This is a genomic window from Paenibacillus sp. FSL R5-0713 (genome assembly GCF_037973325.1).
GTDB lineage: Bacteria > Bacillota > Bacilli > Paenibacillales > Paenibacillaceae > Paenibacillus.
The window spans coordinates 4,239,589-4,265,302 of the sequence record NZ_CP150229.1; the positions used below are offsets into that span (position 1 = coordinate 4,239,589).

At 46.7% G+C, this 25,714-nt stretch carries 28 protein-coding genes; 1 reads left to right on the forward strand and 27 read right to left on the reverse strand.

The features are described from left to right. Positions 1–166: 166 nt before the first annotated feature. The 13 genes from dinG to MKZ12_RS18840 all read right to left on the reverse strand — a co-directional run bounded on the left by dinG (position 167) and on the right by MKZ12_RS18840 (position 12,922). The gene (gene dinG, locus MKZ12_RS18780; RefSeq protein WP_339235139.1) at positions 167–3,028 is read right to left on the reverse strand and encodes an ATP-dependent DNA helicase DinG; all 2,862 of its coding nucleotides are present in this window, start codon (positions 3,026–3,028) and stop codon (positions 167–169) included. A 142-nt stretch (positions 3,029–3,170) separates the two neighbouring features. Beyond that, the gene (locus MKZ12_RS18785; RefSeq protein WP_339256100.1) at positions 3,171–3,818 is read right to left on the reverse strand and encodes a hypothetical protein; all 648 of its coding nucleotides are present in this window, start codon (positions 3,816–3,818) and stop codon (positions 3,171–3,173) included. A gap of 93 nt (positions 3,819–3,911) precedes the next feature. Next, positions 3,912–4,295 carry an aspartate 1-decarboxylase gene (gene panD / locus MKZ12_RS18790; RefSeq protein ID WP_017687742.1) on the reverse strand — a complete coding sequence of 128 codons (384 nt, stop codon included), beginning with the start codon at positions 4,293–4,295 and terminating at the stop codon, positions 3,912–3,914. Next, positions 4,288–5,184: a pantoate--beta-alanine ligase gene (panC, locus tag MKZ12_RS18795; RefSeq protein WP_339256101.1), complete on the reverse strand. Its 897-nt coding sequence runs from the start codon at positions 5,182–5,184 to the stop codon at positions 4,288–4,290. The genes panD and panC overlap by 8 nt, the downstream gene beginning before the upstream one ends. Continuing rightward, complete coding sequence (gene panB, locus MKZ12_RS18800; protein WP_339235148.1) at positions 5,181–6,056, reverse strand: 3-methyl-2-oxobutanoate hydroxymethyltransferase; 876 nt, start codon at positions 6,054–6,056, stop codon at positions 5,181–5,183. Before panB ends, panC begins: the two co-directional genes overlap by 4 nt. A gap of 344 nt (positions 6,057–6,400) precedes the next feature. Then, on the reverse strand, positions 6,401–7,378 hold the full coding sequence (locus tag MKZ12_RS18805) for a biotin--[acetyl-CoA-carboxylase] ligase (protein WP_339256103.1): 978 nt from the start codon (positions 7,376–7,378) through the stop codon (positions 6,401–6,403). Then, positions 7,365–8,663, reverse strand: coding sequence for a CCA tRNA nucleotidyltransferase (locus tag MKZ12_RS18810; RefSeq protein ID WP_339256105.1), 1,299 nt, complete (start codon positions 8,661–8,663; stop codon positions 7,365–7,367). The genes MKZ12_RS18805 and MKZ12_RS18810 overlap by 14 nt, the downstream gene beginning before the upstream one ends. 62 nt (positions 8,664–8,725) lie before the next feature. After that, positions 8,726–9,886: an N-acetyl-alpha-D-glucosaminyl L-malate synthase BshA gene (bshA, locus tag MKZ12_RS18815; protein ID WP_339235154.1), complete on the reverse strand. Its 1,161-nt coding sequence runs from the start codon at positions 9,884–9,886 to the stop codon at positions 8,726–8,728. Between the two features lie 100 nt (positions 9,887–9,986). Then, positions 9,987–10,685, reverse strand: a complete 699-nt coding sequence (bshB1, locus tag MKZ12_RS18820) for a bacillithiol biosynthesis deacetylase BshB1 (RefSeq protein WP_339256107.1) — start codon at positions 10,683–10,685, stop codon at positions 9,987–9,989. Further along, positions 10,682–11,122, reverse strand: coding sequence for a methylglyoxal synthase (mgsA, locus tag MKZ12_RS18825; protein WP_017687735.1), 441 nt, complete (start codon positions 11,120–11,122; stop codon positions 10,682–10,684). The genes bshB1 and mgsA overlap by 4 nt, the downstream gene beginning before the upstream one ends. 12 nt (positions 11,123–11,134) lie before the next feature. Continuing rightward, on the reverse strand, positions 11,135–11,938 hold the full coding sequence (gene dapB / locus MKZ12_RS18830) for a 4-hydroxy-tetrahydrodipicolinate reductase (RefSeq protein WP_339235159.1): 804 nt from the start codon (positions 11,936–11,938) through the stop codon (positions 11,135–11,137). A gap of 79 nt (positions 11,939–12,017) precedes the next feature. Next, positions 12,018–12,542: a tetratricopeptide repeat protein gene (locus tag MKZ12_RS18835; RefSeq protein ID WP_339256109.1), complete on the reverse strand. Its 525-nt coding sequence runs from the start codon at positions 12,540–12,542 to the stop codon at positions 12,018–12,020. Positions 12,543–12,592: 50 nt separating this feature from the next. Further along, positions 12,593–12,922, reverse strand: coding sequence for a nucleotide pyrophosphohydrolase (locus tag MKZ12_RS18840; protein ID WP_339256111.1), 330 nt, complete (start codon positions 12,920–12,922; stop codon positions 12,593–12,595). Positions 12,923–13,095: 173 nt separating this feature from the next. Here MKZ12_RS18840 and MKZ12_RS18845 point away from each other — a divergent pair, with 173 nt between their 5' ends. Next, a complete protein-coding gene (locus MKZ12_RS18845; protein ID WP_253438555.1) occupies positions 13,096–13,965 on the forward strand; it encodes a YitT family protein in 870 nt (289 codons plus the stop codon). Positions 13,966–14,081: 116 nt separating this feature from the next. Here the strand turns inward: MKZ12_RS18845 and MKZ12_RS18850 are convergent, their stop codons facing one another. From MKZ12_RS18850 to hisC, 14 genes are all read right to left on the reverse strand, one after another. Next, complete coding sequence (locus MKZ12_RS18850) at positions 14,082–14,951, reverse strand: sporulation protein YpjB (RefSeq protein WP_339256113.1); 870 nt, start codon at positions 14,949–14,951, stop codon at positions 14,082–14,084. Positions 14,952–15,101: 150 nt separating this feature from the next. Next, the gene (locus tag MKZ12_RS18855; protein ID WP_339256115.1) at positions 15,102–15,728 is read right to left on the reverse strand and encodes a DUF1405 domain-containing protein; all 627 of its coding nucleotides are present in this window, start codon (positions 15,726–15,728) and stop codon (positions 15,102–15,104) included. 110 nt (positions 15,729–15,838) lie between these two features. After that, complete coding sequence (locus MKZ12_RS18860) at positions 15,839–16,723, reverse strand: c-type cytochrome (protein ID WP_339256117.1); 885 nt, start codon at positions 16,721–16,723, stop codon at positions 15,839–15,841. Between the two features lie 22 nt (positions 16,724–16,745). After that, complete coding sequence (locus MKZ12_RS18865) at positions 16,746–17,417, reverse strand: cytochrome b6 (RefSeq protein WP_017687726.1); 672 nt, start codon at positions 17,415–17,417, stop codon at positions 16,746–16,748. A 15-nt stretch (positions 17,418–17,432) separates the two neighbouring features. Beyond that, complete coding sequence (locus MKZ12_RS18870; protein WP_017687725.1) at positions 17,433–17,975, reverse strand: ubiquinol-cytochrome c reductase iron-sulfur subunit; 543 nt, start codon at positions 17,973–17,975, stop codon at positions 17,433–17,435. Between the two features lie 192 nt (positions 17,976–18,167). Then, positions 18,168–18,590 carry a DUF2487 family protein gene (locus MKZ12_RS18875; protein ID WP_339256119.1) on the reverse strand — a complete coding sequence of 141 codons (423 nt, stop codon included), beginning with the start codon at positions 18,588–18,590 and terminating at the stop codon, positions 18,168–18,170. Positions 18,591–18,742: 152 nt separating this feature from the next. Then, the gene (locus MKZ12_RS18880; protein WP_017687723.1) at positions 18,743–18,922 is read right to left on the reverse strand and encodes an IDEAL domain-containing protein; all 180 of its coding nucleotides are present in this window, start codon (positions 18,920–18,922) and stop codon (positions 18,743–18,745) included. A gap of 23 nt (positions 18,923–18,945) precedes the next feature. Continuing rightward, entirely contained in the window at positions 18,946–19,452 is a 507-nt protein-coding gene (locus tag MKZ12_RS18885) for a gamma carbonic anhydrase family protein (RefSeq protein WP_339235180.1), read from the reverse strand. Positions 19,453–19,496: 44 nt separating this feature from the next. Continuing rightward, positions 19,497–20,615 carry a hypothetical protein gene (locus MKZ12_RS18890; protein WP_339256121.1) on the reverse strand — a complete coding sequence of 373 codons (1,119 nt, stop codon included), beginning with the start codon at positions 20,613–20,615 and terminating at the stop codon, positions 19,497–19,499. A gap of 276 nt (positions 20,616–20,891) precedes the next feature. Next, positions 20,892–21,491, reverse strand: coding sequence for a histidine phosphatase family protein (locus MKZ12_RS18895; protein WP_339256123.1), 600 nt, complete (start codon positions 21,489–21,491; stop codon positions 20,892–20,894). Between the two features lie 43 nt (positions 21,492–21,534). Further along, entirely contained in the window at positions 21,535–22,170 is a 636-nt protein-coding gene (locus MKZ12_RS18900; RefSeq protein WP_339256124.1) for a hypothetical protein, read from the reverse strand. Further along, positions 22,167–22,760, reverse strand: a complete 594-nt coding sequence (locus MKZ12_RS18905) for a sigma-70 family RNA polymerase sigma factor (protein WP_062835180.1) — start codon at positions 22,758–22,760, stop codon at positions 22,167–22,169. The genes MKZ12_RS18900 and MKZ12_RS18905 overlap by 4 nt, the downstream gene beginning before the upstream one ends. Before the next feature lie 709 nt (positions 22,761–23,469). Continuing rightward, positions 23,470–24,564 (reverse strand): prephenate dehydrogenase, encoded by a 1,095-nt coding sequence (locus MKZ12_RS18910; RefSeq protein WP_339256126.1) that lies wholly within the window; start codon positions 24,562–24,564, stop codon positions 23,470–23,472. A 26-nt stretch (positions 24,565–24,590) separates the two neighbouring features. Continuing rightward, positions 24,591–25,691, reverse strand: coding sequence for a histidinol-phosphate transaminase (gene hisC / locus MKZ12_RS18915; protein WP_339256128.1), 1,101 nt, complete (start codon positions 25,689–25,691; stop codon positions 24,591–24,593). Between the last annotated feature and the right edge of the window lie 23 nt (positions 25,692–25,714).

The window sequence follows — 25,714 nt, forward strand, 5'->3', positions numbered from 1 at the left end:
TTCTGTATAAACTCAAAGATAGACGTGACATTTTATACAGAATGCTCTTTGTAATTTAGGTTATAAGTTCTTACGTGCAACTGCTTTAATCGGATACGGAAATATCTAATAAAGTTTAACGCCAAACGATAGTGTCATGCAATGATATAACAAACAAAATCAACCATTATTCTTGTTCATTAACAGGTTTTTCTAACCACTCGGTAATCCGTGGAACCATCTGCTCCGTGAGCATATGCTCCATTTTGGGACCAGGTAATGAATATAAAAAGAATTTGCCATAGTACGCTTCGATCACACGTGTATCATAAACAATGACAATACCTCTGTCCTTCGCTGTTCGCACCAATCGGCCAAATCCTTGCTTGAAGCGAATGACCGCTTGCGGCACAGACAGTTTCATGAATGGATTTTTCTTTTGCTCCTGGAGCAATTCACTCTTGGCTTCAACCAACGGATGATTCGGCGGCTGGAAAGGCAGACGCACAATAGCGAGACAGGTCAGTGCTTCTCCCGGGATATCTACACCCTCCCAGAAGCTGCTTGTGCCCAAGAGTACCGTAGCTTTGGCATCCTGGAACCTGCGAGTCAACTTGGAGCGGCTTCCACTGTCCACACCTTGACCCAACAAAGAGATGTCGTTACCAGACAGTGCCTCCTTCAGTGGATCATAGACCTGTCGCAGCATCTTGTATGAAGTAAACAGAACCATCATGCGTCCACGCGTGGCAATTGCGGTCTCTGCGAGTGATTGCACCAGCATATTGACAAAGTGCGCATCACCCACACTGCCTTTCACACTCGGGAAATCACGCGGAATCACTAGAAGTGCCTGATCACGATAATTAAAAGGTGATGGCAGCATCGACGTTAACAGCCGATTATTCTCAGAGGCTTCCTGTAAGCCAAGCTGCTCAATCATGAACTGGAATGACTTATCTACAGAGAGCGTAGCCGATGTAAGCACAACACTTTTCTTTTTATCAAAGAACAAATCCTTCAGTTGTGCACTGACATCGACAGGTACGGCGTACAGTTGAAGAGATTTACTGCGGAACTGACCGCTGGCTTCCATCCAGTACACCGTTTTGGCATCATCCATACGCATGAAGAATCGCAGATTCTCCTTCAATGTGGTCAGATCTTTCAGCAGTCCTGTAATGTCCGTAATCAGACTATCCGATTGATAATCATCCTGATCCTCTTTCACCTCAAGCAGCAATTTGTCCCCTTTGCGAACCAAATCGCCCAGAGTCACATAGATCTGGTTCTCCAGATCCTGCAACTCCTGCCATTTCGCAGGTTTCTGAGATGCCTTCAGGCGCAGGGAAAATTGCCCTGTCTCTCCCGGTGAAGCATCACTTCGTTCAGGCAAAAGACCGAACAGGGCATCGCTCATACGATCCCAAAGCTCCTTCACCTCAACAGCCAGCGGGAACATCTGATCCACCATGGAGCCCCATTGCACCGAATTTTCATGCCCGGATAACTGCGAACGAAGCATAGGCAATTGTCCATTACGACTGTCTTTGAACAGACGGGTCAGGGTATGAACCAACGTGAAGTATTTCATATGCATTCCAAGATGTTTACCCGCTACATCCTCGAGATGATGGGCCTCATCGATCACAAGACTCTCATAGGCTGGCAACAACTGATGTGCTGCTTTGACATCCGTAAACAATTTGGAGTGATTGGTTATTACGATATCAGACAACCCGGCCTCATGTTTGGCGCGATGATAGAAACATTTGCGGAACCATGGGCAGGATCTTCCCAGACAGGACTCGGATTCGCTCTGTACCGTCTCCCAGAAGTCGCCTCCGCGTCCGCTAAGGTTAAGCTCCTCATCATCTCCAGTTTCAGTCTGTGTGAGCCACACGATCATCTGAGCGGCTGTGAAATAATCCTCTTTGGGCGTGGCGAATTCACGTTTATTGATTTTGTGTTCAAATTTGCGCAGGCACAGGTAATGTCCACGTCCTTTGAAGACAGCAGCCTTAAACGGAAACGGAACCACTTGGGTCAACATCGGAATATCTCGCTCTCTCAATTGCTCCTGCAAATTGATCGTATGCGTGCTGACCATGACTTTCTGTTCTTGTTTCACACTTTCGTATATCGCTGGCAGCAGATAACCCAGAGATTTACCGGTACCTGTTCCAGCTTCGATCAAGAGATGTTTCTCTTCATCCAGGGCTTGCCTTACACTGCTGAACATCTGGGTCTGCGCTTCACGCTCTTCGTAATGATCCAGCGTATCCTTCAGGTTCTCCCGAACCTGGTCCATAAACTGTTCGAAGCTTACACCATCGAGGGGGTTACCTTCCCGCTCATCACGTGGTGCACCAATATCGGTCCAATCACTTACATTAAGAGCAAGCTGCCGATAATAGGTATGTCCGTCCAGATCCTGAATCGGCTCTGCTTCCTTCTCACTGCGCATCCCGTCCAAGAACCAACCCAAGTCACTGTCTTCTGGTGCGAACAGGTCACTGAGCCGTTGAATCGTTATGAGCGGTAATTCCTTTAACTCATCCAGACACTTGAGCAGCACATAGGCTGTCGCCAGTGCGTCACTGTCGGCCTGGTGAGGGCGATCATGTTGAAATCCAAATTCAGAAGACACATAACCGAGTTGATAAGAACCCAGTGATGGGAACGTAATCTTCAGAAAATCAATGGTATCCAGAATACGGCCAGTGAACGGCAGATAACCGCAACGGTCAAGAGCATTCTGCAAAAAGTGAAAATCAAAAGCGACGTTGTGTCCAACAAGCACCACATCGTTAAGCAGCGGAACCATCTCCATCATCATCTCTTCGAGTGATGGAGCGTCCGCCACATCTTCATCGGTAATACCCGTTAGCCCCGAGATAAACGGGGGAATCGGGACACCAGGGTTCACATAAGAACTATATATTTGAGTTATGCTGAAGTCATGATCTATGATGGCAAGTCCGGCTTGTATAATCTCACCGTCGGACTGCGTGCCGGTTGTTTCGAAATCCAATACGGCAAATTTCATTGCAATATACGGTCCCTTCCATTCCAGTCTATGTTACAGCATAGCAAAAAAAAGGGGATTTGAAAATTAACTGACAAAAAAGCGGTGTCCCCGCCGCTATGCCAAAGGAGGGAACACCGTTTTTTTGTCGCCGAATTCCCGCTTAATGAAGGGTCGTCAGCTGATTAGCATATTGCAATTTTCCCCTGTTCAACCTGCAAGCTTCCATGTTGTACAGCGGTTCGGTCAATGTCGGGTCATACTGAAGGGCCTGTGCAAAGAGTGAACATGCAGCCTCCGGGTTCGCAAGCTTGGCTTGAATACAGCCCAGAGCGTTACATACAAGCCCTTTCAAGCGAGGTGAGCCCTTAAGATACATGATCTGCTGCAAATGTGTCCCGGCTTCAGCGATTTGTTCCAGATTCAGATATGCGAGTGCCAAGTAAAAACGAGTTAATGCACTCTCCGGATGGTCGGTCACAACCCGGGAGAACTGCAAGATCGCCTGCGAATACATCTGTAATTTGAAATACCCTTGTCCTCGACTGAAACATTCCAGATGGAGTTCAGGCAGAGCGGTGACAGCTTCCTGTTCCGGTTCAAGGGACGCAGGCTTATCCATCTCCCGTTCCCTCACCTGGCTCATCTTTTCTTCAAACATCAGCCATTCATCCAACATTCCGTCACTCATCCGCTTAAGCAAGTTCCACTTTTGCAGCAATTCTTGTTTGTTCAGACCTTCAGCGGAAGGATAGCTCTTGATAATTTCATCTAACATGTCGTTCATTTCTGCGAAAACATGCTGGAACATCGTTGCATCCCCACCCTTGAAAAAATGGATTAGTGCAGTGACCTGTACTCATTTTTTGCTTCAAGGGCCGATTTCATTCTCCTTACCAGTCGATTACATAATTGTTGCGTGAACTTCCTGCTTCATGGTTTGTACAGGTTTATTCTGTCCATCTACAAACACAACGGTTGGTTTGTGAGTATTTGCCTCTTCTTGCGACATCATGGCATAAGAAATGATAATGACGTTGTCTCCAGGCTGCACCAGACGAGCAGCTGCGCCGTTTAGACAGATGACCCCGCTTCCGCGCGGTCCTGGAATCACATAAGTTTCCAGACGTGCACCATTGTTGTTGTTCACAATCTGCACTTTCTCGTTTTCCATCAAGTCGGATGTTTCCATCAAGTCTTCATCTATGGTAATGCTACCCACATAGTTCAAGTTGGCTTCCGTTACCGTAGCCCGGTGAATTTTGGATTTCATGAGTGTTCTAAACATGGGACAGCACCTCCGATTTTTGCAACCTTATATTGTCAATCAATCTTGTTTTTCCGAATTTCACCGCAAGTGCAATGAGCAGATCGTCACGTCCTTGAACTTCTTCCTGATCTGCGAGCGGCTCCAGACTTGGAAAAGCCTGAATCTCAGCATAGTCGATCACTGCAAGCGATGAGGTTGCAATCTGCTCGCGCAGAATACGACGGATATCTGCGGCGCTCCTAGCTATCCCTGTATCTACAGCTTCCTGGGCTGTGCGCAGTGCTTTCGACAGAACTAATGCCTGTGTACGCTGCTCCGAGCTAAGATAGACATTACGTGAACTAAGAGCAAGGCCATCCTCTTCGCGAACTATCGGACAGGGAACAATTTCTACAGGCATATTCAAATCATTCACCATCTGTTGAATAACCGCAACCTGCTGAGCGTCTTTCATACCAAAAAAAGCACGCTGTGGCTGTACGATGTTGAAAAGCTTCGATACTACCGTCGTTACTCCGTTAAAATGTCCTGGTCTGGAAGCGCCACATAAGCGCTCAGTCAATTTTGACACAGATACCGTTGTCTGCGTTGCCTGTGGATACATCTCTTCAACTGAGGGAATAAATACGATATCCACTCCTTGTGAGCGTGCTGTTTCCACATCTCTGGCTTCATCCCGCGGATAGCTGTCAAAATCTTCATTAGGACCAAATTGAATTGGATTAACGAATATGCTTAATACCACGATATCGCTCTGTTGTCTGGCTGCTTGCATCAAGCTTGCATGACCTTGATGTAGATACCCCATTGTCGGTACCAGACCTACAACGGACGCATTGGATCGAATCGCTTGACGCTCCAAGCTCAGCTCCTGTCTTAACTCTGCGATTGTCCGTAATACTTTCATGAGTTACTTCCCACCTTTTCCTTGCGTTGTCCATACAATTGATCCAGAACACCATCCGCAGCATTAAATACATGCTCTTCGGCCGGGAACGAACGATCTTTAACTTCTTTCACGTAAGCTTCGATGCTGGTTCTGATTAATGTACCCACATCTCCATAGGTTTTGACAAAACGTTTTGGCGTATACGGGGAGGCGTATTGAACCACATCGTGGAATACCAGTACCTGTCCGTCACAGCCCCGTCCTGCACCAATCCCAATGGTAGGGATCGACAGTTCCTCCGAGATCGCCCGTGCAACTTCTTCCGTAACCAGTTCAAGCACGATGCCAAATGCACCAGCAGCTTCCAAGGCTTTGGCTTCGTCCATCAAACGTTTCGCATCCGCTGCATCCTTGCCCTGAATGCGATATCCACCAATTTGATTGACCGATTGAGGTGTCAGCCCGATATGTCCAAGAACAGGCACACCTGCTTGCACAACGGCTCTGACGGTGTCCGCAATCTCCACCCCGCCTTCCATCTTAACCGCATGGGCATGCCCCTCTTGCATCAGTCGACGTACACCCTTAAGCGTCTCATCCACGCTGCCATGATAAGTCATAAAAGGCATATCAGCCACGATAAACGTCTTCTCAGCCCCGCGTACGACGGAACGTGTATGGTACACCATATCGTCGATGGTCACCGGAAGTGTTGAGTTATAACCCAGCACTACATTGCCGAGTGAATCACCAACTAGAATCAGATCAATTCCTGCTTCCTCTGCGAGGAGCGCTGTAGGATAATCGTAAGCCGTGATCATCGTAAGCGGCACGCCATCCTGCTTATATTTTTTCATTTTCACAATATTCATCGCTTGTTTGTTTGCCATTTTCTCTCATGGCTCCTTTCTTCTTTTCAAATAAAACGCAACAAAAAAACCTTTTAGTTTTCCACTAAAAAGTCCCGAAAAGTCAAAAAAGAGTCACTTGCGATCGTCCCTTCTGTCTCGGTCCTCTTCGGCTCAGAGCAGAATCCAACAACTCACTTAAACGTATTTCATTCTTGCACTGCGATCTGCTTACATCAAACACATCAAAGCAGAACAAAGGTTACTGTTACGGGAGTGCAATTCGGTCTGCATTAGCCGATATCGCCTCACGAAGACAGTATACCAAAGTTCTGCTCAAACTTCACGTCTTATGTTCATTTTCCCAGTAAAATTCGACATATTGTTTACGATTTCCAGGAAATCTCACCAGAGATGACGTGTACTTGTTCTCCATCGTGTTTTTCCACAAGGAGTGCTCCTGAAGGGGCCAGACCGATTGCTGTCCCTTCAATGACACCCTGAGGATTCGTCACTGTAATCTCTCGATTTATCGATACGGACAAGGCCTCCCATATAGCTGAGATCACACCGAATCCTTCTTTTTGATACAAAAAATATAACTGTTCCAGCTCGGTTAAAATGGCAGCCGTGAGCTTGGTACGATCAACAGGTTGCCCCGTCTCCATCTTGAGTGAAGTAGCTATAGCTGTCAGATCTTCCGGATAATCCTCGGGATCAAAATTCACGTCAACGCCTATACCTGCAATACAGTATCTGACTTCATGATCTTCCACCGTGGATTCAAGCAATATGCCACATACCTTGCGTCCATTAATCATCAGATCATTGGGCCATTTGATGCCTGCATCAGTGCCTGTACAAGCTCGAACGGCACGACACACAGCCACTCCTGTTAATAAAGTAAGCTGTGGCGTATGCTGAAGTGGTAGATCAGGGCGCAACAGGATACTCATCCATATTCCTTTTCCCGGGGGAGAGAACCACTGGCGACCAAAACGTCCTCGTCCTCCTGTTTGTTCCTCCGCAATGACCACAGCACCTTCAGCTTGCCCCTGCTCAGCCAGCTTCAGAACATCCCCTTGTGTAGACAAGGTCGAGGTTAACAGAACAGCCTTACGGCCGAATACGGCCGTATCCAGCGCCAATTGGAGGGCAGTTGCGTCAATACTGTCCGGCTTCGTGACCAGACGATATCCTTTGCGGGATACAGCTTCAAACTCATACCCCATGTCCCGCAACTTGTTCACATGTTTCCACACAGCAGTCCGACTGATGGACAGATGACGGCTAATCTCTTCACCCGATACAAACCGTCCTTCTGCATCTAATAACATATGTAACAGATCTTCATGCTTGGTCATCTTCAACCACCCGCTTCACTTCTGCACTTAGTGCTTCATGCTGATTCGATATCGTTCCAATCGCCGTTTCTCTTAACAAATGTTTCATCAGTTGACCCAGCCAAGGCCCGCCTTTGCGCTGCAGCATTTGTAATACTTGTTCCCCTGTGATGTGCAATTCTTTCAAGTCATGCACAGGGATTGATTGACTCCATTCGACTGCCATTTCTTGAACCAAAACAACCTGCATTTCTGCCTGTTCGGTCTGATTCCGCCACCCTGCTGGCAGTAGAGACTGTATGCGAAGCCAATCATTAGTAGCCTGAACACCACAAGCCAGTACAGTAACAATCCAATCGGAACGGAGACTAACCGTATCCTTCTGCTCCTGAACGGAAGTATAAATCAACTGCTCCACCTGAAGGACCCCTGATATACGAGAACGATGTTCATTAGAGAATGTCCACTGACGTAATAATGCGTCTGCCTCGTCCTTGCTATAACCGCCAGCAAGCAGAATGAGTGACCAACGGAGCAACACATGCTCACCTGACAGCTGTTCCAGATTAGATAACAACGTCTTGTTGAATCGGGCTGAGCTTACCGGCGCTTTGACATGTGCAAGCGCATTACTTCTGTATAACAGTTCCAACCCTCTTAATGGATGCGGCCCAGACATCATTTTTACCATCTCGGTCCGTACCCGTTCCATTGCAATATGTTGAAGCAGGTCTTTCTGCCTTACAAGACCCTTCCACGTGTTATGGGCAATTTTAAAATCAAATACCGAAGCAAATCGCACACAACGGAGCATCCGCAGTGCATCTTCACCAAACCGTTCCATCGCAGAACCTACACATCTGACTCGCTCTTCCTTAATATCTGCCTGTCCACCAAACGGGTCAACGATTGCTCCAGTGACGTCCATCGCAAGAGCGTTCATTGTGAAGTCACGCCGCTGTAGATCTTCCTTGATATCCTGAACAAATTGAACTGCAGCAGGTCTGCGTTTATCCTGATAGTCGGATTCTGTTCGAAACGTGGTCACTTCAAAGTAATAAGCGCCTGAACGCACGGTAATTGTCCCATGTTGCAAACCTGTAGGAATGCAATCGTCGAACAATTCCATGACTTGCTGGGGAGAAGCAGATGTCGTGATATCCATATCGTCTACAACACGTTCCAACAATTCATCACGAACACAACCACCTACCCAATATGCCTTGTAGCCATGTTTGTTTAAAGTTGTGAGTACATTCTCACTTTGAATTGCCATTTCACGATCAACCTGTGTCCATTGAACCACCACATATCACCTCTTCTCTTGCCTGTTGTGGTATGCACAGTATAATTACGTCAAAAAATTGATTAACCGCAAACCGGCTTCAAGTTCGGAACTTCCCTTCCCAACACCCGGTAATAAATCTGCTCGTATTCATGCCGAATGGCATCATTGCAAAAGTCATGATGTGCGCGCTGAAGACACGCTTCCCTGAACTCCGCAGCCAAACGATCGTCCGTTAACAAACGGATGGTGTTCTCGGCCATGGATTGTGTATCCCCAATGGCGGATAAGAATCCCGTCTTGCCATGTAAGACCAGTTCCGGAATTCCTCCAGCCTGTGAACCGATCGTGGGTACGCCGCAAGCCATTGCTTCAAGCGCCACAAGTCCGAAACTTTCCTTCTCCGATGGAAGCATCAACACGTCAGCCATGGAGATCACTTGGGCAATATCATCCTGCTTACCAAGGAAATGAACCTTATCATTTAAGCCGAGATCATTAATCTTCCATTGCATCTTCGGCAAATCGGGCCCTTCTCCTACAAATAACAGTTTTGCCGGAACCTGCTCCTGTACCTGACGGAAGACCTCTACCACATCCTGAGTTCTCTTCACCGGTCGGAAGTTGGAAATGTGCATTAATATTTTTTCTTCAGGCGCAGCAAAGTCTCTTCGCAGACTGGCAGCATCCCGCGGATAATATATTCGTTTGTCAATAAAATTATAGGTTAAATCAATTGGACGTTGAATATCCAGCAATTCGACCGTTTCCCGAATCAAATCTTGTGATACAGCAGTAACCGCGTCACTTTCATTAATGGCAAGTCGAATCAGATCCTTCAGAGATTCATCCTGAGCCAGAACCGTAATATCCGTTCCATGTAACGTGGTAACTACTTTCAAGCCGTCCCCTACCATCTGTTTCGCGAGAAAGGCGCATACGGCGTGTGGCACTGCATAATGAACATGCAGCAGATCCAGCTGCTGTGACTTAGCCACCTGGGCCATCTTCGTTGCCAGTGACAGATCATACGGAGGGTAACGGAAAACATAATAATCATTTACTTCAACTTCGTGATAAAAAATATTTTTCTGGAACGTACCCAGTCTGAACGGGATACTGTTGGCAATAAAATGAACCTGATGCCCCTGTTCGGCAAGCAATTTGCCCAGCTCCGTTGCGACAACGCCAGACCCTCCGAGGGACGGATAACAGGTGATGCCGATTTTTAACTTTTGATCCATCCGGTGGACGCTCCTTTGATCTCCCGCTTCATGCAGGTTGATATAATGCAACGGAATAATGAAACAAATCGTCTCATTAATACGTAGAAAATGAAATCGTTTATTGGGCACTCGGGCCAAATTGATGAACCACGTAAGGCGTAATTGTAGCAAAACCTTCTGCAAACGAGATGAGACTTCGTTGTCCGAGCAACGAATCACGGGCTCTTACACGTTCAATGTACCCCTGATTCAATGGCGTCGAGACCGCTCCGTCTCCCAGTTCGAATTGGGAACGATAAGAGAGCAATGAAGTTTCTTTTTGCTCATAGTGTTCCGTAATATCTACAATCAAATCCGTAGGTCCAATGTCATTAATAAAGTAAAAATAAAGTTCCTTCACCTGCACGGCAGGCATATCTGGCATGTAGTTCCGAAGCTTGGCATTAAAAACAGCCTCCTGCACAAGCTTACTGCAATTGACATGATCCGGATGACGATCTTCCCAATAGGGAGCAAATACCATCCGAGGGGCATGACGGCGGATCTCAGCCGTTACTGCCTGTACATGTTCTGGAGTAAGATACAACCCACGATCAGGAAGCCCCAGATTCGTTCGACACGAAAGACCGAGGACGCGGGAGGCTTGCTCCGCTTCCTCGGTTCTGCGCCCTACTGTTCCGTTGGAGGACATCTCAGCACGAGTCAGATCACACACGCCTACTTTCAAGCCAGCAGCGGTATGTTTGGCAATCGTTCCACCCATACCAATCTCCGCATCATCCGCATGAGCTCCAAAGATGAGAATATCCAGACTCATTCGGAATCACCTGAATTCAATCCAGCCTCCGGCTTGTATTTATGTACCAGCTCTCTCCAGGCAAAATCGCCACGATCCAGTGCCTTAACCAGAATCTCAGCGGTTGCGATATTCGTGGCAAGTGGAATTCCCTGCACATCACAAAGACGTAACAATGCATTGATATCCGGCTCGTGAGGTTGTGCCATCAGTGGATCTCGCAGGAATATAATCAGATCCATCTCATTTTGCGCAACCAAAGCTCCAATCTGCTGATCTCCGCCCAATGGGCCTGATTCAAATCGATGAATCTTCAGAGAGGTTCCTTCCATAATACGAAGGCCTGTGGTTCCTGTAGAATACAATTGATGGTCCGTAAAAACAGGCTCATATGCTGTCACGAAATTAACCATCTCTTCTTTTTTACGATCATGGGCGATAAATGCTATTTTCAACATGACAATCTCCTTTTAGTCGATAAAGTGGTCAAATCCGTAGATCATTCCTGTATATTCCATAACCTTTTGCACACCAATCTTAACACCAGGCATATAACCTGCGCGCTCGTAGGAGTCATGCCGAATTTTGAGTGACTGTCCATAGTCTCCGAAAACAACTTCCTGCTGTGCGAATACGCCAGGCAGTCGTACACTGTGGATTCGGAAGCCGTTGTAATAACCGCCACGTGATCCTTCGATCGTTTCTTCCTCATTAGGGTTACCCTGGCGAAGTTCTTCCCGATTGGCAGCAATCAGTTCAGCCGTTTTGATCGCTGTTCCGGAAGGAGCATCCAGCTTCTGATCCCCGTGATATTCGATAATCTCCACATTCGGCATATGTTTGGCAGCCTGTGCTGCGAATCGCATCATCAGAATGGCACCGATCGAGAAGTTAGGGGCAATAAGCCCTCCAATTCCTTTGTCCTGGCATTGCTTGTCCAACTGTTCAATCTGCTCCGGCGTAAAGCCGGTAACACCCATGACAGGTCTAACCCCATGACGAATCGCGATCTCGGTATGTGCAAATGCATATTGCGGCACTGTAAAATCAACCATAACCTGAGGTTTTGTTTCGGCAAACGCCATTTCGATATCATCAGTCACCAGCACTCCACACTCCGGCAAACCAACAAGGGTTCCTGCATCCGTGCCTGCTCCGGAGCGGTTGACAGCCGCTGCAAGCTCCAATTCCGGGTCCTGAAGTACCAATTTCACAACTTCACGGCCCATTCGGCCAGCCGCTCCGATCACGGCAACTCTAATTACTTCACTCATATTGACTGCATCTCCTCGCTATGTTGGATCATATCGTTGAATCCATTTCAACTCAAAAGAATCTTTGCAAAATGAATTCTTATTGAATGGATTTCATACGTTGCTTGATTTCCTGTAACATCTGATGCAGCTGCCCATTCTGCGGGTCCAGCAAAATTGCCTCACGCAGCACCTGAATGGCATAGTCAAATTCATTCAAATCACTGTAAGCCAGCGCAAGCATAACATGAGCTTCCACGGAGAGCGGATCAAGTTTGACCGCTTCTTGCAGAAGCGTTGACGCTTCCACATAGCGCTCCTTTGTTGCAATACCCGCCTGCTCCAACAGCAACTTCGCTCTGGAGGTCAATTGTTTCGCTTCCAGCGTCTGCAGATGTAATATATACTCTTCTGTTCCTGGCGACAATTCAACCGCCTTACGCGCATATTCAAGCGCCGGAACCAGATGCTTGCTGCGGGCGTGGGTAATGGAACAGCGATAATATAACTCCGCATGTTTGGGATGAGCGTGAATGGCTGACTCGAACCAACGAATCGCCTGCTCAAAATCATTTTGCAATATACAGCGGTAAGCCTGCTGCATATATTCTTCCGGTTTCATCATTAAGCTGACCCTCCCCGATCGGGTGATGGTACAGCATATGTAATCTACGCCTAATCGGTGTTTTTGGGAGTCCACCGATTGGCATCGCGGGTGTTAAATTTATGCATGACTTTGTCGTGCGCCTCAGCCAGATCAATGCCGAGTGAGTTCGCAAAACAAATCGTGATAAATAAAATATCTCCAAGCTCAAGTTCAATGGAATTGTCTGCTTCGGAAGATTTCTTTGGCTTCTCGCCAAACTCATGATTCACTTCCCTGGCAAGCTCCCCAACCTCTTCAGACATCCGGGCCAGCATGGCCAGAGGACTGAAATACCCCTCCTTGAACTGGGAGATATACTGATCAACCTCACGCTGCATTTCTGCGATGCTTTTCTCCATGAGAACGGATTCTCCTTTTGAAATGATGTCGTATTTGTTCCTAATAATATCAGTTATTTAGATTCACTTCCACCATCATCAGCGACAAATCATTTTTAAAGAATCAATAAACAGGTATACTAGGATGGGAATGATTGCTTCTTCATTCTAATTTATATACAGCGAGGGATCTTATGAGCACTGCCAAAACCTGGGTTCAAGTTAAACTGGTACTCCCCATCCTGTTGGGTACAGCCTTATATGCCTTTGGGCTCCTCTATTTTATTATCCCTAACCAGCTTATGGAAGGTGGCCTCACCGGGGTTACCGTGCTGATTAATTATGCTTTCGGCATCTCACCTTCTCTAACGACCTTGATTCTTAATGTCCCCCTCTTTCTGATCGGGCTCAAAATTTTGGGCGGCAGACAGATGATCTATACGGGTATCGGAATCGGGGCTTTGACCGTTTTTCTATGGTTGTTTGAAAAGTTGATTCATCTGGGCTGGATTGAACCATTACATACCGAGAATGACTTGCTGTTAGCTGCACTATATGCAGGTGTCACCCTTGGAGCCGGTCTTGGCATCGTATTTCGTTGGGGTGGAACGACGGGCGGTTCAGACATCATTGCTCGCATTCTAAATCGCAAGTATGGGTGGAGTATGGGACGGGTATTGCTTGGCATCGATTTTGTTATTATCGGTCTCTCTCTCATCTACATCCCCAAAGAAAAAATCCTGTATACGCTCGTAGCTGTATTCATCGCTTCCAAAGTCATCGACTTTATTCAGGAAGGTGCATATTCTGCCCGGGCATTTATGATCATTAGTGACCATGCACCCGAGATTGCGGACCAGATCACACGGGATATGGATCGTGGCGTTACCCTCATTCCAGCCATTGGCGCATACTCTAAACAGGCCAAACACATGGCCTACTGTGTGATCTCCAGGCAAGAGTTCCGGCGTCTGCAGACTATTGTACGTTCCATAGACCCCAGAGCTTTTGTCATCATCAGCGATGTTCACGATGTACATGGAGAAGGTTTCAAAGAAAGCTGACATGCTGTAGAAACTACAAAAAGACCTCTTTTCACATGAAGAGCCGTTACCGTGGCTGTTTATGCGAAAGAGGTCTTTTTGTATAATAAATATACCACGATCACGTTTATATCCAATTAGCGCCGAAAAGGAAAAATCCCCTGCTGCTGTGCACGATATTTACGATATCCGGCGTAACTTAGCGTCGCCACAATGACCGAACTTATCAGCAGCCCGGCTGCCCTTCGATCAGGGCCTTGTACAAACGGTACAAAGGCACTCTCGTCCTTCTCGCGACCAAATAACTGGTTCACCAGTTCCTCACCGTGGCCCACCATGCTCTTTAACTGAGCCAGATCAGGCTGTTTTGCAGCGGTAAGCCCTTTGGTATGAGATAACCAAGCGTCCATCTGAGCAATTTCATACGGTTCACGTCGAATCAGAGCGGCAGGACGTATCGTCTCATAATGCTCCTCCAAAACGGTGTAGCGATTTGCCAGCACAGCCGCAGTTTGCCCTTGATCTGTAGCAGCGGACAAAGCATCCAGATCGTTTTTCACGATTTTATAATACTGAAGCCATAAAGGCTTGGTTGGATTCGCGAGACTATCTGCTGCAAGTCTGAGTTTGGCAGAGGACTGCTGAAGAGAAGCGTCGTCATTTTTCACCTTCACAACGGCTTGTTTCACTTCAACTATGGTTTCGGATAAGGCGTGAATGCCTTCGACTGTCGTTTGTCCCTCAAAGGAGATATGCTCCAGACTTTTACTAATACGCAGAATGCTTCCTCGCACTTCTTCAATATTGTTCTCCAGTGCCTGACGATACAAAATGGCTGCTTCTTCATTAAGTTGTGCAATTGAATTGCTAGTGGACACTTGCTGATCCGAAATGGAATTCAGTCCTTCACTTTGCGCGGATACACGATATGCTAAGTTCGTCCAAAGCAGCAGAGCCATGAACGATACCACCAATAAGCCGGTTTTGATCCCAAACGTTCTCTTCATGGACATCCCTCCCACCACCAATGTATGGCGGGGGACAACTCGTTAGAACAAGCAGAAGAGGATTCCGTAGCTACTGGATTTGTGACATAGAAAAAGCCGCTAAAATAGCGACTCTTCATGAGACTGTTATTCACTCCCCAAAGTATGAGATCAGGTACGTCTTGCCTGTCTTAAGGCTAGCCACGCGCACAGAATGCTCACCAGTGTCAGTCCGAATGTGAAATTACGCACACCATCTACATGATCATAGAGGGAGGCGGGTAACCAAGGGTAAATATCATATGTATAATCCATTGTATCGTTCAACAGCGTCCAGAAACCTGCAACGACAAGGGCAGCCCATCGGAAGCCCAAAAAGCGTACATATATAAGAGCTTCAATCGCCATTGCGCTATGCGAAGCAATCAACATCCAGTCTTGCCAGTGCTGTGTTCCACCTTGCATCCAGCCAGCGAAAATAATGGATACGGCCCACACGCCATATTTCACAGATGTGACCACAGCAAGCGCCTGAATCACATGTCCGATCCGTTTGATAACGATGGACCGTGGTGGGTACAAGATCCATAGCAACGCTAAAGTAAAAAACAAACTCGCTGTTGGACTATCTGGCACAAATACGATCTGCCACACCGGTTGCTCAGCCAGCGTCAATTTCATTTGCTCTCCGTACCAGATGTATCCGTATACCGTTCCTACCGCATTACACCAAAATAATAGCCACAGGAAATAACGATTGGTCAGAAACTCCCTGCTCCAGAAATACGATAAAGCCACATTCCCTGCCCCTTCCTTCATCATATATTGCGCACATACAGTGCTGTCCAAAAAACACTTCAAAAAAACCTGACCGCATAAACGATCAGGTTTCATTGGTTATTTCGATTTTACTGTTCTGCTTTCTGTTTCGCAAGCCATTCGGTCAGATGAGTAATCTCTTCATCCGTTACACCTTGAGCAATCGCTTGATTGTACATCGCAGGCATCTCGTTGTAGCCTTCTTTGATAATGGTCAGAATCTCTTCCTGGCTGTGCTTGTCACCTACACCCCGAAGTGAAGGTCCACTTGCCCCCTTCATATCAGCCGCATGGCAGCCAATACACCCAGCCTTCTTGTACGTTTCCATTGCAGGATCATCCTGTTCCACGATCGCAACTTCTTCTTGCTGTCCAGGTGCATTGGAAACTGGAGGGAGCCCCTGTTCACGCCTCTCCAGTGCTTCTTCTTCACGTTGAATATGTTCAGGCTTCTGTCCACTTGCTTCCAACTCATGCTCGTAGTGTGTCCACGCTACATTCGTCAGATAGAATACAGAAATGACCGACAGAATCATCAGTGATGAAGCAATGGGGCGCTTATAGAAACGCCGCTCCTTACCTGTGTCCAGAAATGGTGCCAGCAGCAACGCTCCAAAAGCGACCCCGCTGACCCCCAGTACCCCGAGCAACACGTAATCGCCCGATGCGTATGGATACTTCAAGTACTGATACAGAAAAAGGAAGTACCAGTCCGGCATAGGTATAACGGATGCGCTTGGATTGGCCGGATACCCCAAAGGTGCAGGTTCTGAGATCGTTAGTACTAAAATCCCCACCAATACAACGACACCAACCATCCATTCTTTCAGCAGGAAGTTAGGAATAAAGGCTTCTGATTTGCCGGGATACGCCGTGTAATCAGGCGGGGTAATGAATCCCGCACCTTTACGAACCCGTGAATCACCGACAAAGATAACCTTTTCCTCATCATGCTTCTTATGTCCGTGAGCCATTGCGATTCCTCCCTTCTTTCGTTTATAGTGGTCCCGAAATGCCCTGTCTGCGGATCATGATAAAGTGTCCGACCAGAAGCACCAGAAGCACAGCGGGGAGGAAGAATACGTGCAGGGCAAAGAATCGGGTTAGTGTCTGTGCACCAACAATCGTACCGCCTTGCAGGAATTCTTTAATAATTGGTCCCAACCAAGGAACCGTATTGGCAATCTCCAGTGTTACTTTTGTTGCGAAATAGGCTTTATTATCCCATGGCAACAAGTACCCTGTCAGACCCAGGCCCAACATGACGAAAAAGATCAGCATGCCGACAACCCAGTTCATTTCACGCGGTGCCTTGTAAGAGCCTGTAAAGAACACACGCATCGTATGTAAGAACATCATTACGATAACCAGACTGGCTCCCCAGTGGTGCATGCCGCGAACAATTTGGCCGAAGGCTACTTTGGTCTGCAAATACTCCACACTTGCGTAGGCATTGATAATATCAGGTACGTAATACATGGTCAGGAACATGCCTGACAGAATCTGAATAACAGTAATAAAGAACGTCAATCCACCAAAGCAGTACACGAATGCGGAAAAGTGATGAGCCGGATTTACATGCTCTGGAACTTCATGATCCGCAACGTCCCGCCATATTGGCGTGATATCGAGACGCTCGTCAATCCAGTCATAGACATTTTTAAACATCTGCGTTCACGCCTCCTAATTCACTCGGGTGTTCGGAACAATGTCGCCCAGATATACCCAACCCTGCTCTTCCTTGACTACGTACTCATCCAGCGGTTTGGGGGCTACGGCAAGATTCTTGCCTTCCTTGTCATAGTGCGCGCCATGGCAGGGGCAATGATACTCGTCAGGGTACTGTTTGTCACTATTCCAGCCTACTGTACATCCCAGATGTTTACAGATAGGTGAAAGTGCATAAATTTTACCCTGCTCGTCTTTGCGAATCCACGCCACTAACGATGCATTACTCAGATACCAACCATCCTGTTGTTTAAGTTCAAAGGTGAATTCTTGAGGCTCATTCGTAATTTTGCTGATTTCAGCTACTTTGACAGAGGTGCCTTCTCCCTTATGTTGCAAAATCGGGTCCACCGCAAAACGGACCATAGGAAGGATTGCACCGGCGGCCATGTAGGCTGTAGCTCCACCAAGCGTGTAGGTCAAAAACTGCCTGCGTGACATCTCCATGCGGCTTGGCAATTTCAATGAAGCTTCGTGGTGGTCATGCTCACTGCTCATACTGTCTCCAACCCCCTTTTTCAGCCAACTCTCTCAACCGTTTTCATTTTCATAAATTCCACGACTTACTAGAACATACATAATCATATAGTAGCCCTAGAACACCGTCAAGAATTTGTCACACATTTTTAAGGTTCATTTGTAAGCGTTATTAAAAAAATGTTGTAAAATTGTCACATTTGTCGCCAAAAACTATTTTTTCCACAACTCTCGTATCTTTCCCCCTACAAATCTCGCAATGCCCTCTTCTCCGACCTCATGAGTTAATACGGACCGACTCAAAACCAGATCAGCAGAAGGAATTTCCACCTCATTTAATTGACCATCTGATGACATAATAACCACATATTTGAATCCGGAAGACTTAAGCTGTGAAGACAAGGAATTTAATGTCATTGACAATTCTGGATTAGCATAGTGAAAGGCTGGATAAGTCATGATTCTCCCTTTGAAAGGAATTTCGACCAGATCCAGAAAATCTCTCAGCCGCTCCAATGCCTCGGTAACTTCAACCGGCGACTGCTCACCGCTAAGAGCTGTATATGGAATAAGGCATGTATCCAGATAGAGTTGCAGTTCAGCCCAGCTGTCTTGAGTCATCTCACTGAATTTCAATTCCCTATATCCCCTCTCTATCCATTTTATTCCCATATTATATATGACCATTTCTTATAAATCCAGACATTCATTTCGTAATTTCACATATCAAAAAAGGAAACACGCATCTGCGCATTCCCTTTTATCTCAGAAAGGAACTATTTTGCCCATCAGTTTATGGTCCTCAGTTCATCCGTCAGACTCCGGAAAGCTACTTCGTCTCCGGTAGCTAACGCTTTATCGATTTCCAAATAGAGCTTCTCGCTGCGCTGTTTGCGAAGCGCTTCGTCCCACACCATCTCAGCTGCTAGCCCCAACATGACTTCATACGTAACTTTCATTTTATCCAATAGGATGCACCTCCAAAACGGATTTAAGAGCTCCTATATTCTTTTCCTTTGGTGACATAACCCAGTGAAGTTCTGGACATCCGCTCCAGATCAGCATCAGTCAACTCACGTATCACTTTGGCAGGTGTCCCCAAAGCAAGAGTATAGGGCGGAATTTTACTATTCTCAGTAACAACAGAACCGGCTCCAATCAGCGTATATTCCCCAATGTCTGCTCCATTCAGCAGAATGGCTCCCATGCCGATTAATGATCCTGTTCCAATACGACAACCATGAATGATCGCTGTGTGTCCTACGGAAACATCATCTCCCACAATTAAAGGTTGATCCGTATTGACATGCCCAACAACATTATCTTGAATATTACAGCGCTTTCCAATGACAATAGGAGCCAAATCAGCCCGCAGGACCGCATTGAACCAGACGGAAGACTCTTCTCCCATTCTCAAATCACCAATTAGTTTCGCACCTTCAGCTATATATACCGAAGAGTGTAACTGAGGTTGTAGGCCTTTGTATGGAATTATCATTATTATCACTCCTTAATTTGGGAGTGATTTTAGCAACTTGTCCTTCACTTGTCAAACATAATAGGTGTAACGTCTCCTGAAATGGAGCGACAGGATGCAGCAAGACGTGAACCCCAAGCTGTCATTTGTATCGTCCGACCTTCCTCATGTTCCCCAATTCGGACCATGCCAAGATGCAACATCATTTTAACAATTCTGTTATCATAGATGGCCTCCGCCGTATCATAATAGAACGGCTGAATGAATGGACCGATCTGACGAAACAGCGACTCGGCGGTCGACCATTCCAAGGCACATTCGCCTGTCCAATACACAATAGAGGACAGATTGGGAATAGCACCTTTATACAATCTTAACCAAAACCTAAATAGCTGTATCATTTCGGCCGTTTTCTCAGCCCCCAGCTTGTCTTCTCCGGTTGGTGACAGCTTCAGCATGCCTTGCTCCTCACGAACCAGCCGGTGGTGAAATGCATAGTCGTAGAGAAGTGCAAAACGATCCGGGTAATCCTTAAATGAACGACCATATCCGAATCTCCAGCCACCTTTGCCCACCAATTCCTCACTAATGTGTAGATGCTCCATAATCTGCTGTTGAGAGCGCCGGTACATCATGCCCTCAGCGTTAAGGGCAATTTCGTGCTGCTGGACAAACTGTAAGAACAACTTGAGATCATCCGCTAAGAGATGATACTCATCCCGATACATGGGCGGTTCCGTTGTTTTGGTGATCCCTGCTCGCAGATGTGTGGATAACACATCCCTGAATCTTAATTTCAGATCCTGTGGCACCTGATACAAATACCTGGTCTGCTGCGTTGTCCCATTGAACAACCATCCACTCTTATTGAAGCGAACGATGAGATCACGTGGACTGGCGCCTGCCTCACTCTCCTTTTTGTCCATCGATTGACGGGCTATGGCAATGAGTTCTTCCATACCATAATACTGGCGAGGATCAAACAACAAGTTGTTCAAAAAGCGCTGATCTGCTTGATTCAGTTGTCGTACCTGCTGCTCAAAAAAGGGTCTGCTGCCCAATGTAGTGAGAATACTCTGGATGAGTTCATGTTTGGAGTTGGGTTTGCATTCACATTGGTAATAGTCTGCAATTCGATTAAGCTGGCCAATATCGGCAAAAGTAAGCATATCCGCTAGATTCATGGGTCCATCGCCTCGCCCGTTAACTACTTCGGCTGCTGATTCGGAGCCTGAAATAGTTTGGTTTTGTAAACATCGTTGACGGAATTCCCATAATCTAAACCTCTTTTTGGAAATCTTTTATGTTTGAATCAATTTCATAATATCTTTAGTGAATTATGAAATTAATTGTTAATCATACTATGCCCCAAGTCGGCCAATCAGAAGAAAAATGAGAGGTTTGAAATCATATAAAGGCTTTATTCCCCCTAAAATGCAAAAAAAACAACCCAAGTTGGATTACTCAGGTTGTTTTGCTGTGTCCAAAGACAGATGTCGTGTGCAATTATATAACAGCGGACTCCAGTCATCACGTTCCTTTTCCAGGATCGTCAGTGACAGGTTTCCAATCCGCTGCGTATACCGATCTTTAAACAAAGCTGTTAACAGGTTGGCCAGAAAAGCTCCGTGAGTGACAATGAGTACGTTTTGGTCCGAATAGGCAGACCATAGATCTTCCAGAAACGCCATTGCACGAAGCTGGATATCCGCAATCTTCTCCTGTCCCAAGTCCAATGTCTCCCAGGATTGGCCCCAACGGGCAAGCCGCTCTTCTGACGTCAGACCTTCAATCTGACCAAAAGCCCTTTCTTTCAACCGTGCGTCCGGCTCAAGCATAGGTACATTTAACAGTTTGGAGATAATCTCCCCTGTTTCCTGTGCCCGCGATAATCCACTTGTGATGATATGGTCCCACAGGTAATCTTCAGTCAACAGACGTCTTCCCAGTCGCTCAGCCTGTTCACGACCTTCCCCATTCAGAGGTATATCAGTCTGCCCCTGTATACGGCCTGCCGCATTCCAGTCTGTAAGACCGTGACGAATAAGCCCGATTCGCACTTACATCCCTCATTTCTCCACACGGCGAACGAAAGGTTATTACCTATGCACTCGCACTTTGTTTACGTTTATTCGTTGTTCGATGCATACGGCCAAGAGAAAATAACGCCATTCCAATTGCAAGTAAAGACAGGGCCATCCAATACTGCGGATAAGCAGGTCCCATACTCACTACAAAAGGTTCGATAATGCTTCCTCTATCCGCTCCAGTCATGTCGTACTGATATAATCCAGATGACGAAGGTGCGCTTCCGGCAACTCCTGTCTCCAGAATACCCGTAGCAACAACTTTGGTTTGCTCAGCTTCTGACACATCTGGCTTAAACATTGCCATGTACAGAAAGCTGCATAAAAAAATAGCCAGGAACGCGGCAATCCACAAAGACATATGCTTGCGGATCGCAGCAGAGAAACGATTAACCTTTGCCTCCTCCGGCAATAACCATGGAGACTCCGCATAAATCCGGTCCATAACGTTACGGTTCACTCTCTCTGCCTGTTGTTCTGTCACTGGAATCGGGATGCTGTGCAGCAAGATCTGGGCTTCTTCCCAAACCTCAAACTGCTCGGAGCAGTCTTCACAACCAGCGAGATGAGCATGAAATGCAATCCGCTGAGGATGATTCTCCGGCAAGTCCCAGACCAGTGCAAACTGTTCCTGGGCATCATTGCAATTCATCGGTTCTTCATCCCTTCATATGGCTCGTACACCGGTTCGAAGAAATAAGGTTCCAATTGAGTTTTTACGCTTGATCTTGCTCTGAATAATAGCGATTTCACAGAACTGACGCTCTGCCCAAGAATATTCGCAATCTCCTGGTAGTCTAGTTGATCATACTCGCGGAGTATAATCGCAGAACGTTGCTTCTCCGGCAAGTTGTTAATCGCATCTCTAACCAGCATCACCCGCTCGCTGCGCAGTACAGCATACTCCGGTGCATTCTCCGAAGGAGCAACGGGAACAATCCCGCTCTCTTCAAGTGGGACATTTCCGCTGCGCTGTTTGCGAAGCTCACTCAGTACCGTATTTCTCGCAATGGTATATAACCAGGTTGAGAATGAGGCATCCACCTCACGGAAAGAGTGCAGACTGCGGAACGCCTTATAGAAAGTCTCAGAACAGAGATCTTCCGCAAGCAGCTCCATATTGGAACTTTTCAACATATGATATACGAAAGCCAGTATTTTACGCTGATAACGACTCATCAGCTCGGAATATAACTCCAGGTTACCTTCCTTGATCTCTCGAATCAACTGGGAATCCGTCATTTGAGTGCGACCCCTCCTCGCCCATCCATGTGCTTCTCCCCGTTCGACTCTATCCATGTATTACCGAACAGGCACAAAAAAGTTGCGGTTTTCACCGCATATAAACAGCGTTCAGCGCCATAACTGGCCTTCCCGCCAAATTCCCCTATGTAATGGCAATTTCCCCAACGTTTCTACATTAACAGTATTTATTGTACAACGGTCTGCATCATCCTGGCAAATCCATTGCTGTCCACAGAACCCGACCTGTCATTCATATGCAGTCATTTTCACGTTCATGACTTCATTTAGAGCCTTTTTGGTAAGCCTTTCATATATAGACGGACGAAGTACTAAAAAGGTTACAAAAATGTGATATTTTTTTGATTTCAGGCCCTCAAAAAAAGGAGTTATTATCCTGAATTACCGAAAGATATAATTAATTCAAACAATTTTATTTAAAGTGTTGACAGAATGAAAACGTATACATATAATAAGGGTACAGTATGGTTTCTCTCCACTCCTATCCAATAACTGTATTGCTCCACGTGAGCAATGGCCGCTTTTGTAAGCGGTCTTTTTTTTGTCTTCAAAAAGGAATTACCTCTAGTTTAGAGGTTAATATTTGCATTCATCTTTTATATATCGCCCTCTTTGATTTCCGAGGAAATTCATATAACAACTCCAATGCAACTCCACAAAAAAGAGGGCTTTCGCCCCCTTTCTCGTCTTATACCCACACTTGATAGCCTAAGGAATCCAACAATGTCTTGGCTCGTTCCATATCCTCTTCCTGACGGAAAGACAGACGCATGATGCCCGGCACATCCACCCGGTTTTCGATAATCTCCAAGTTGCTCAGGTTAATGTCATTCGCCCCAAGCTCAGTTGCGATCTTACCAATCATACCCGGAGCATCCTGGACATCGGTGTACAGATCAAATAACGGTGAGATCATGCCTTTGCGTCGTTCGGGCAATACACTGCGGAACTCACGGGCCTGACGGAATGCTTCCTCTATGCCATCACCGTTCTTATGTTCCAGCATATCCGTAAAGGCCGTCATTTGGCTATTCCAGTCCTTAAGCAAGCCCAGTAGGACATCACGGTTGCTAAGCAAGATATCTCTCCATACAATTGCATCACTGGACGCAATCCGGGTAATATCCCGGAAACCACCTGCAGCCAGCATTTTATACAGCGGATTTGACTCATTATATTCACGCACCTGATTGACCAGCGCAACAGCAATAACATGTGGCAAATGACTAATCGCACCCACGATGTCATCGTGCAGCAGAGGCTCCACACGCACGATCTGTGCGCGCGTATAGGCAAGCAGCTCCGACAACCTGCTGTAAGCTTCTTCAGGTACTTGCTCTGAAGGGGTTAAGACATAATATGCATTCTCAAACAACACGGCTGAGGCCGCATCCACGCCTGCACGCTCCGACCCTGCCATAGGATGACCACCAATGAAGTAAGCGTCAGTCAGCCGCACATGCTCGGCACAAGCGGCAATGGAAGCCTTGGTGCTTCCTACATCCGTGATGATACATCCTTTCTTCAATGGCAGCCTGGAAAGCTTCTCGAAATAGGACTCAAGCAAACCTACGGGAACGCACAAAAAAATAAAGTCGGCATCCTCTACCGCTTCTTCCAGAGAGAGCGTAGCATCATCCACTACACCGCTCGCTATGTACTTGTCCTTCAGTTCATCCAAGTGGGCATAGCCCATCACGGTTACACCTGGCTTGCCTTTGAAGCAGAGCGCAAGTGAACCGCCGATGAGTCCTACACCAATCATTGCAATTTTTAGTTTCATGGGTCCTCACTCTTTCATCGCCAGTATTAAGGGCTTGCTACCGCCTTCTCAGCCAGCGTGTTCTCCAGTGCCGTGACAAATGCACGGTTCTGTTCTGATGTTCCGACGGACACACGAATGTAAGTTGGGTATACGTGGAATCCTGGGCGAACGATAATGCCTTGTTTCAGCAAGGATTGGAACGCCGTTGCCGAAGGCATGTTCAGATCAACCATAATGAAATTACCCTGTGAAGGGAAATACGACAATCCGAGCCGTGTAAATTCATTTTGCAGGAAATCCCGATCCGTTGCATTCCGCTTCGAGCACTCTTGAACAAAATCCTGATCCAGTAGTGCAGCGGTTGCCGCAACCTGTGCAAATCGGGAAGTGTTAAACGGTTCACGTACACGGTTAATCAAATCAATAATTTCGGGACGTGCGATGCCGTATCCGATCCGGAGCGAAGCCAAACCGTAAATTTTGGAGAATGTCCGCAGAATGACCAAGTTCGGATACCGTTCGATCAATGGTATACTTTGCGGATATGCATCATCGGTTACGAATTCATAATAAGCTTCGTCCAGCACAACCATCACATGAGCAGGTACGCGGTCCATAAAGGCTGTAAGTTCCTGCTCAGAGATAATCGTACCTGTCGGATTATTTGGATTACACACCCAGACCGCTTTCGTTTTGTCGTTGATTTGCGCAAGCATCGCGCTCAGATCATGCGTTCCATCTTTAAGAGGCACTTCGATGGTAACGGCTCCTTCAATATCGGCATTGCTTTTGTATACGGAGAATGTCTGATCTGCCATGATGGTCTCGTCACCCGGCAAGAAGAAAGCTCTCGTGATCAAAGCAATAATCTCATCAGAACCACAACCAAATATTAAGTTGTTCCGTTCAATACCAAGATGCTTGGCAAGAACTCCAGTCAGCTCAACCGAGCTACCGTCTGGGTATATGCTTATGTTAGTCATTTCTCTCGTAATGGCTTCCAGGGCGGCAGGAGAACTGCCGTATGGGTTTTCGTTGGAGGCCAGTTTGATGACTTGTTCAAGCCCCAGTTCACGTTTCACTTCTTCAATCGGTTTGCCCGGTTGGTACACAGGCAGATTGACAATCTGGGATTTCGGTTTCAACCCGACCGCCTCCTGTTATTGAA

Bases quoted from the DNA above. Each gene is read 5' to 3' on its own strand.
- dinG (WP_339235139.1), bottom strand. From the start codon at position 3,028: ATGAAATTTGCCGTATTGGATTTCGAAACAACCGGCACGCAGTCCGAC.
- MKZ12_RS18785 (WP_339256100.1), bottom strand. From the start codon at position 3,818: ATGTTCCAGCATGTTTTCGCAGAAATGAACGACATGTTAGATGAAATT.
- panD (WP_017687742.1), bottom strand. From the start codon at position 4,295: ATGTTTAGAACACTCATGAAATCCAAAATTCACCGGGCTACGGTAACG.
- panC (WP_339256101.1), bottom strand. From the start codon at position 5,184: ATGAAAGTATTACGGACAATCGCAGAGTTAAGACAGGAGCTGAGCTTG.
- panB (WP_339235148.1), bottom strand. From the start codon at position 6,056: ATGGCAAACAAACAAGCGATGAATATTGTGAAAATGAAAAAATATAAG.
- MKZ12_RS18805 (WP_339256103.1), bottom strand. From the start codon at position 7,378: ATGACCAAGCATGAAGATCTGTTACATATGTTATTAGATGCAGAAGGA.
- bshA (WP_339235154.1), bottom strand. From the start codon at position 9,886: ATGGATCAAAAGTTAAAAATCGGCATCACCTGTTATCCGTCCCTCGGA.
- bshB1 (WP_339256107.1), bottom strand. From the start codon at position 10,685: ATGAGTCTGGATATTCTCATCTTTGGAGCTCATGCGGATGATGCGGAG.
- mgsA (WP_017687735.1), bottom strand. From the start codon at position 11,122: ATGTTGAAAATAGCATTTATCGCCCATGATCGTAAAAAAGAAGAGATG.
- dapB (WP_339235159.1), bottom strand. From the start codon at position 11,938: ATGAGTGAAGTAATTAGAGTTGCCGTGATCGGAGCGGCTGGCCGAATG.
- MKZ12_RS18835 (WP_339256109.1), bottom strand. From the start codon at position 12,542: ATGATGAAACCGGAAGAATATATGCAGCAGGCTTACCGCTGTATATTG.
- MKZ12_RS18840 (WP_339256111.1), bottom strand. From the start codon at position 12,922: ATGGAGAAAAGCATCGCAGAAATGCAGCGTGAGGTTGATCAGTATATC.
- MKZ12_RS18845 (WP_253438555.1), top strand. From the start codon at position 13,096: ATGAGCACTGCCAAAACCTGGGTTCAAGTTAAACTGGTACTCCCCATC.
- MKZ12_RS18850 (WP_339256113.1), bottom strand. From the start codon at position 14,951: ATGAAGAGAACGTTTGGGATCAAAACCGGCTTATTGGTGGTATCGTTC.
- MKZ12_RS18860 (WP_339256117.1), bottom strand. From the start codon at position 16,723: ATGGCTCACGGACATAAGAAGCATGATGAGGAAAAGGTTATCTTTGTC.
- MKZ12_RS18865 (WP_017687726.1), bottom strand. From the start codon at position 17,417: ATGTTTAAAAATGTCTATGACTGGATTGACGAGCGTCTCGATATCACG.
- MKZ12_RS18870 (WP_017687725.1), bottom strand. From the start codon at position 17,975: ATGAGCAGTGAGCATGACCACCACGAAGCTTCATTGAAATTGCCAAGC.
- MKZ12_RS18885 (WP_339235180.1), bottom strand. From the start codon at position 19,452: ATGATAATTCCATACAAAGGCCTACAACCTCAGTTACACTCTTCGGTA.
- MKZ12_RS18890 (WP_339256121.1), bottom strand. From the start codon at position 20,615: ATGAATCTAGCGGATATGCTTACTTTTGCCGATATTGGCCAGCTTAAT.
- MKZ12_RS18900 (WP_339256124.1), bottom strand. From the start codon at position 22,170: ATGAATTGCAATGATGCCCAGGAACAGTTTGCACTGGTCTGGGACTTG.
- MKZ12_RS18905 (WP_062835180.1), bottom strand. From the start codon at position 22,760: ATGACGGATTCCCAGTTGATTCGAGAGATCAAGGAAGGTAACCTGGAG.
- MKZ12_RS18910 (WP_339256126.1), bottom strand. From the start codon at position 24,564: ATGAAACTAAAAATTGCAATGATTGGTGTAGGACTCATCGGCGGTTCA.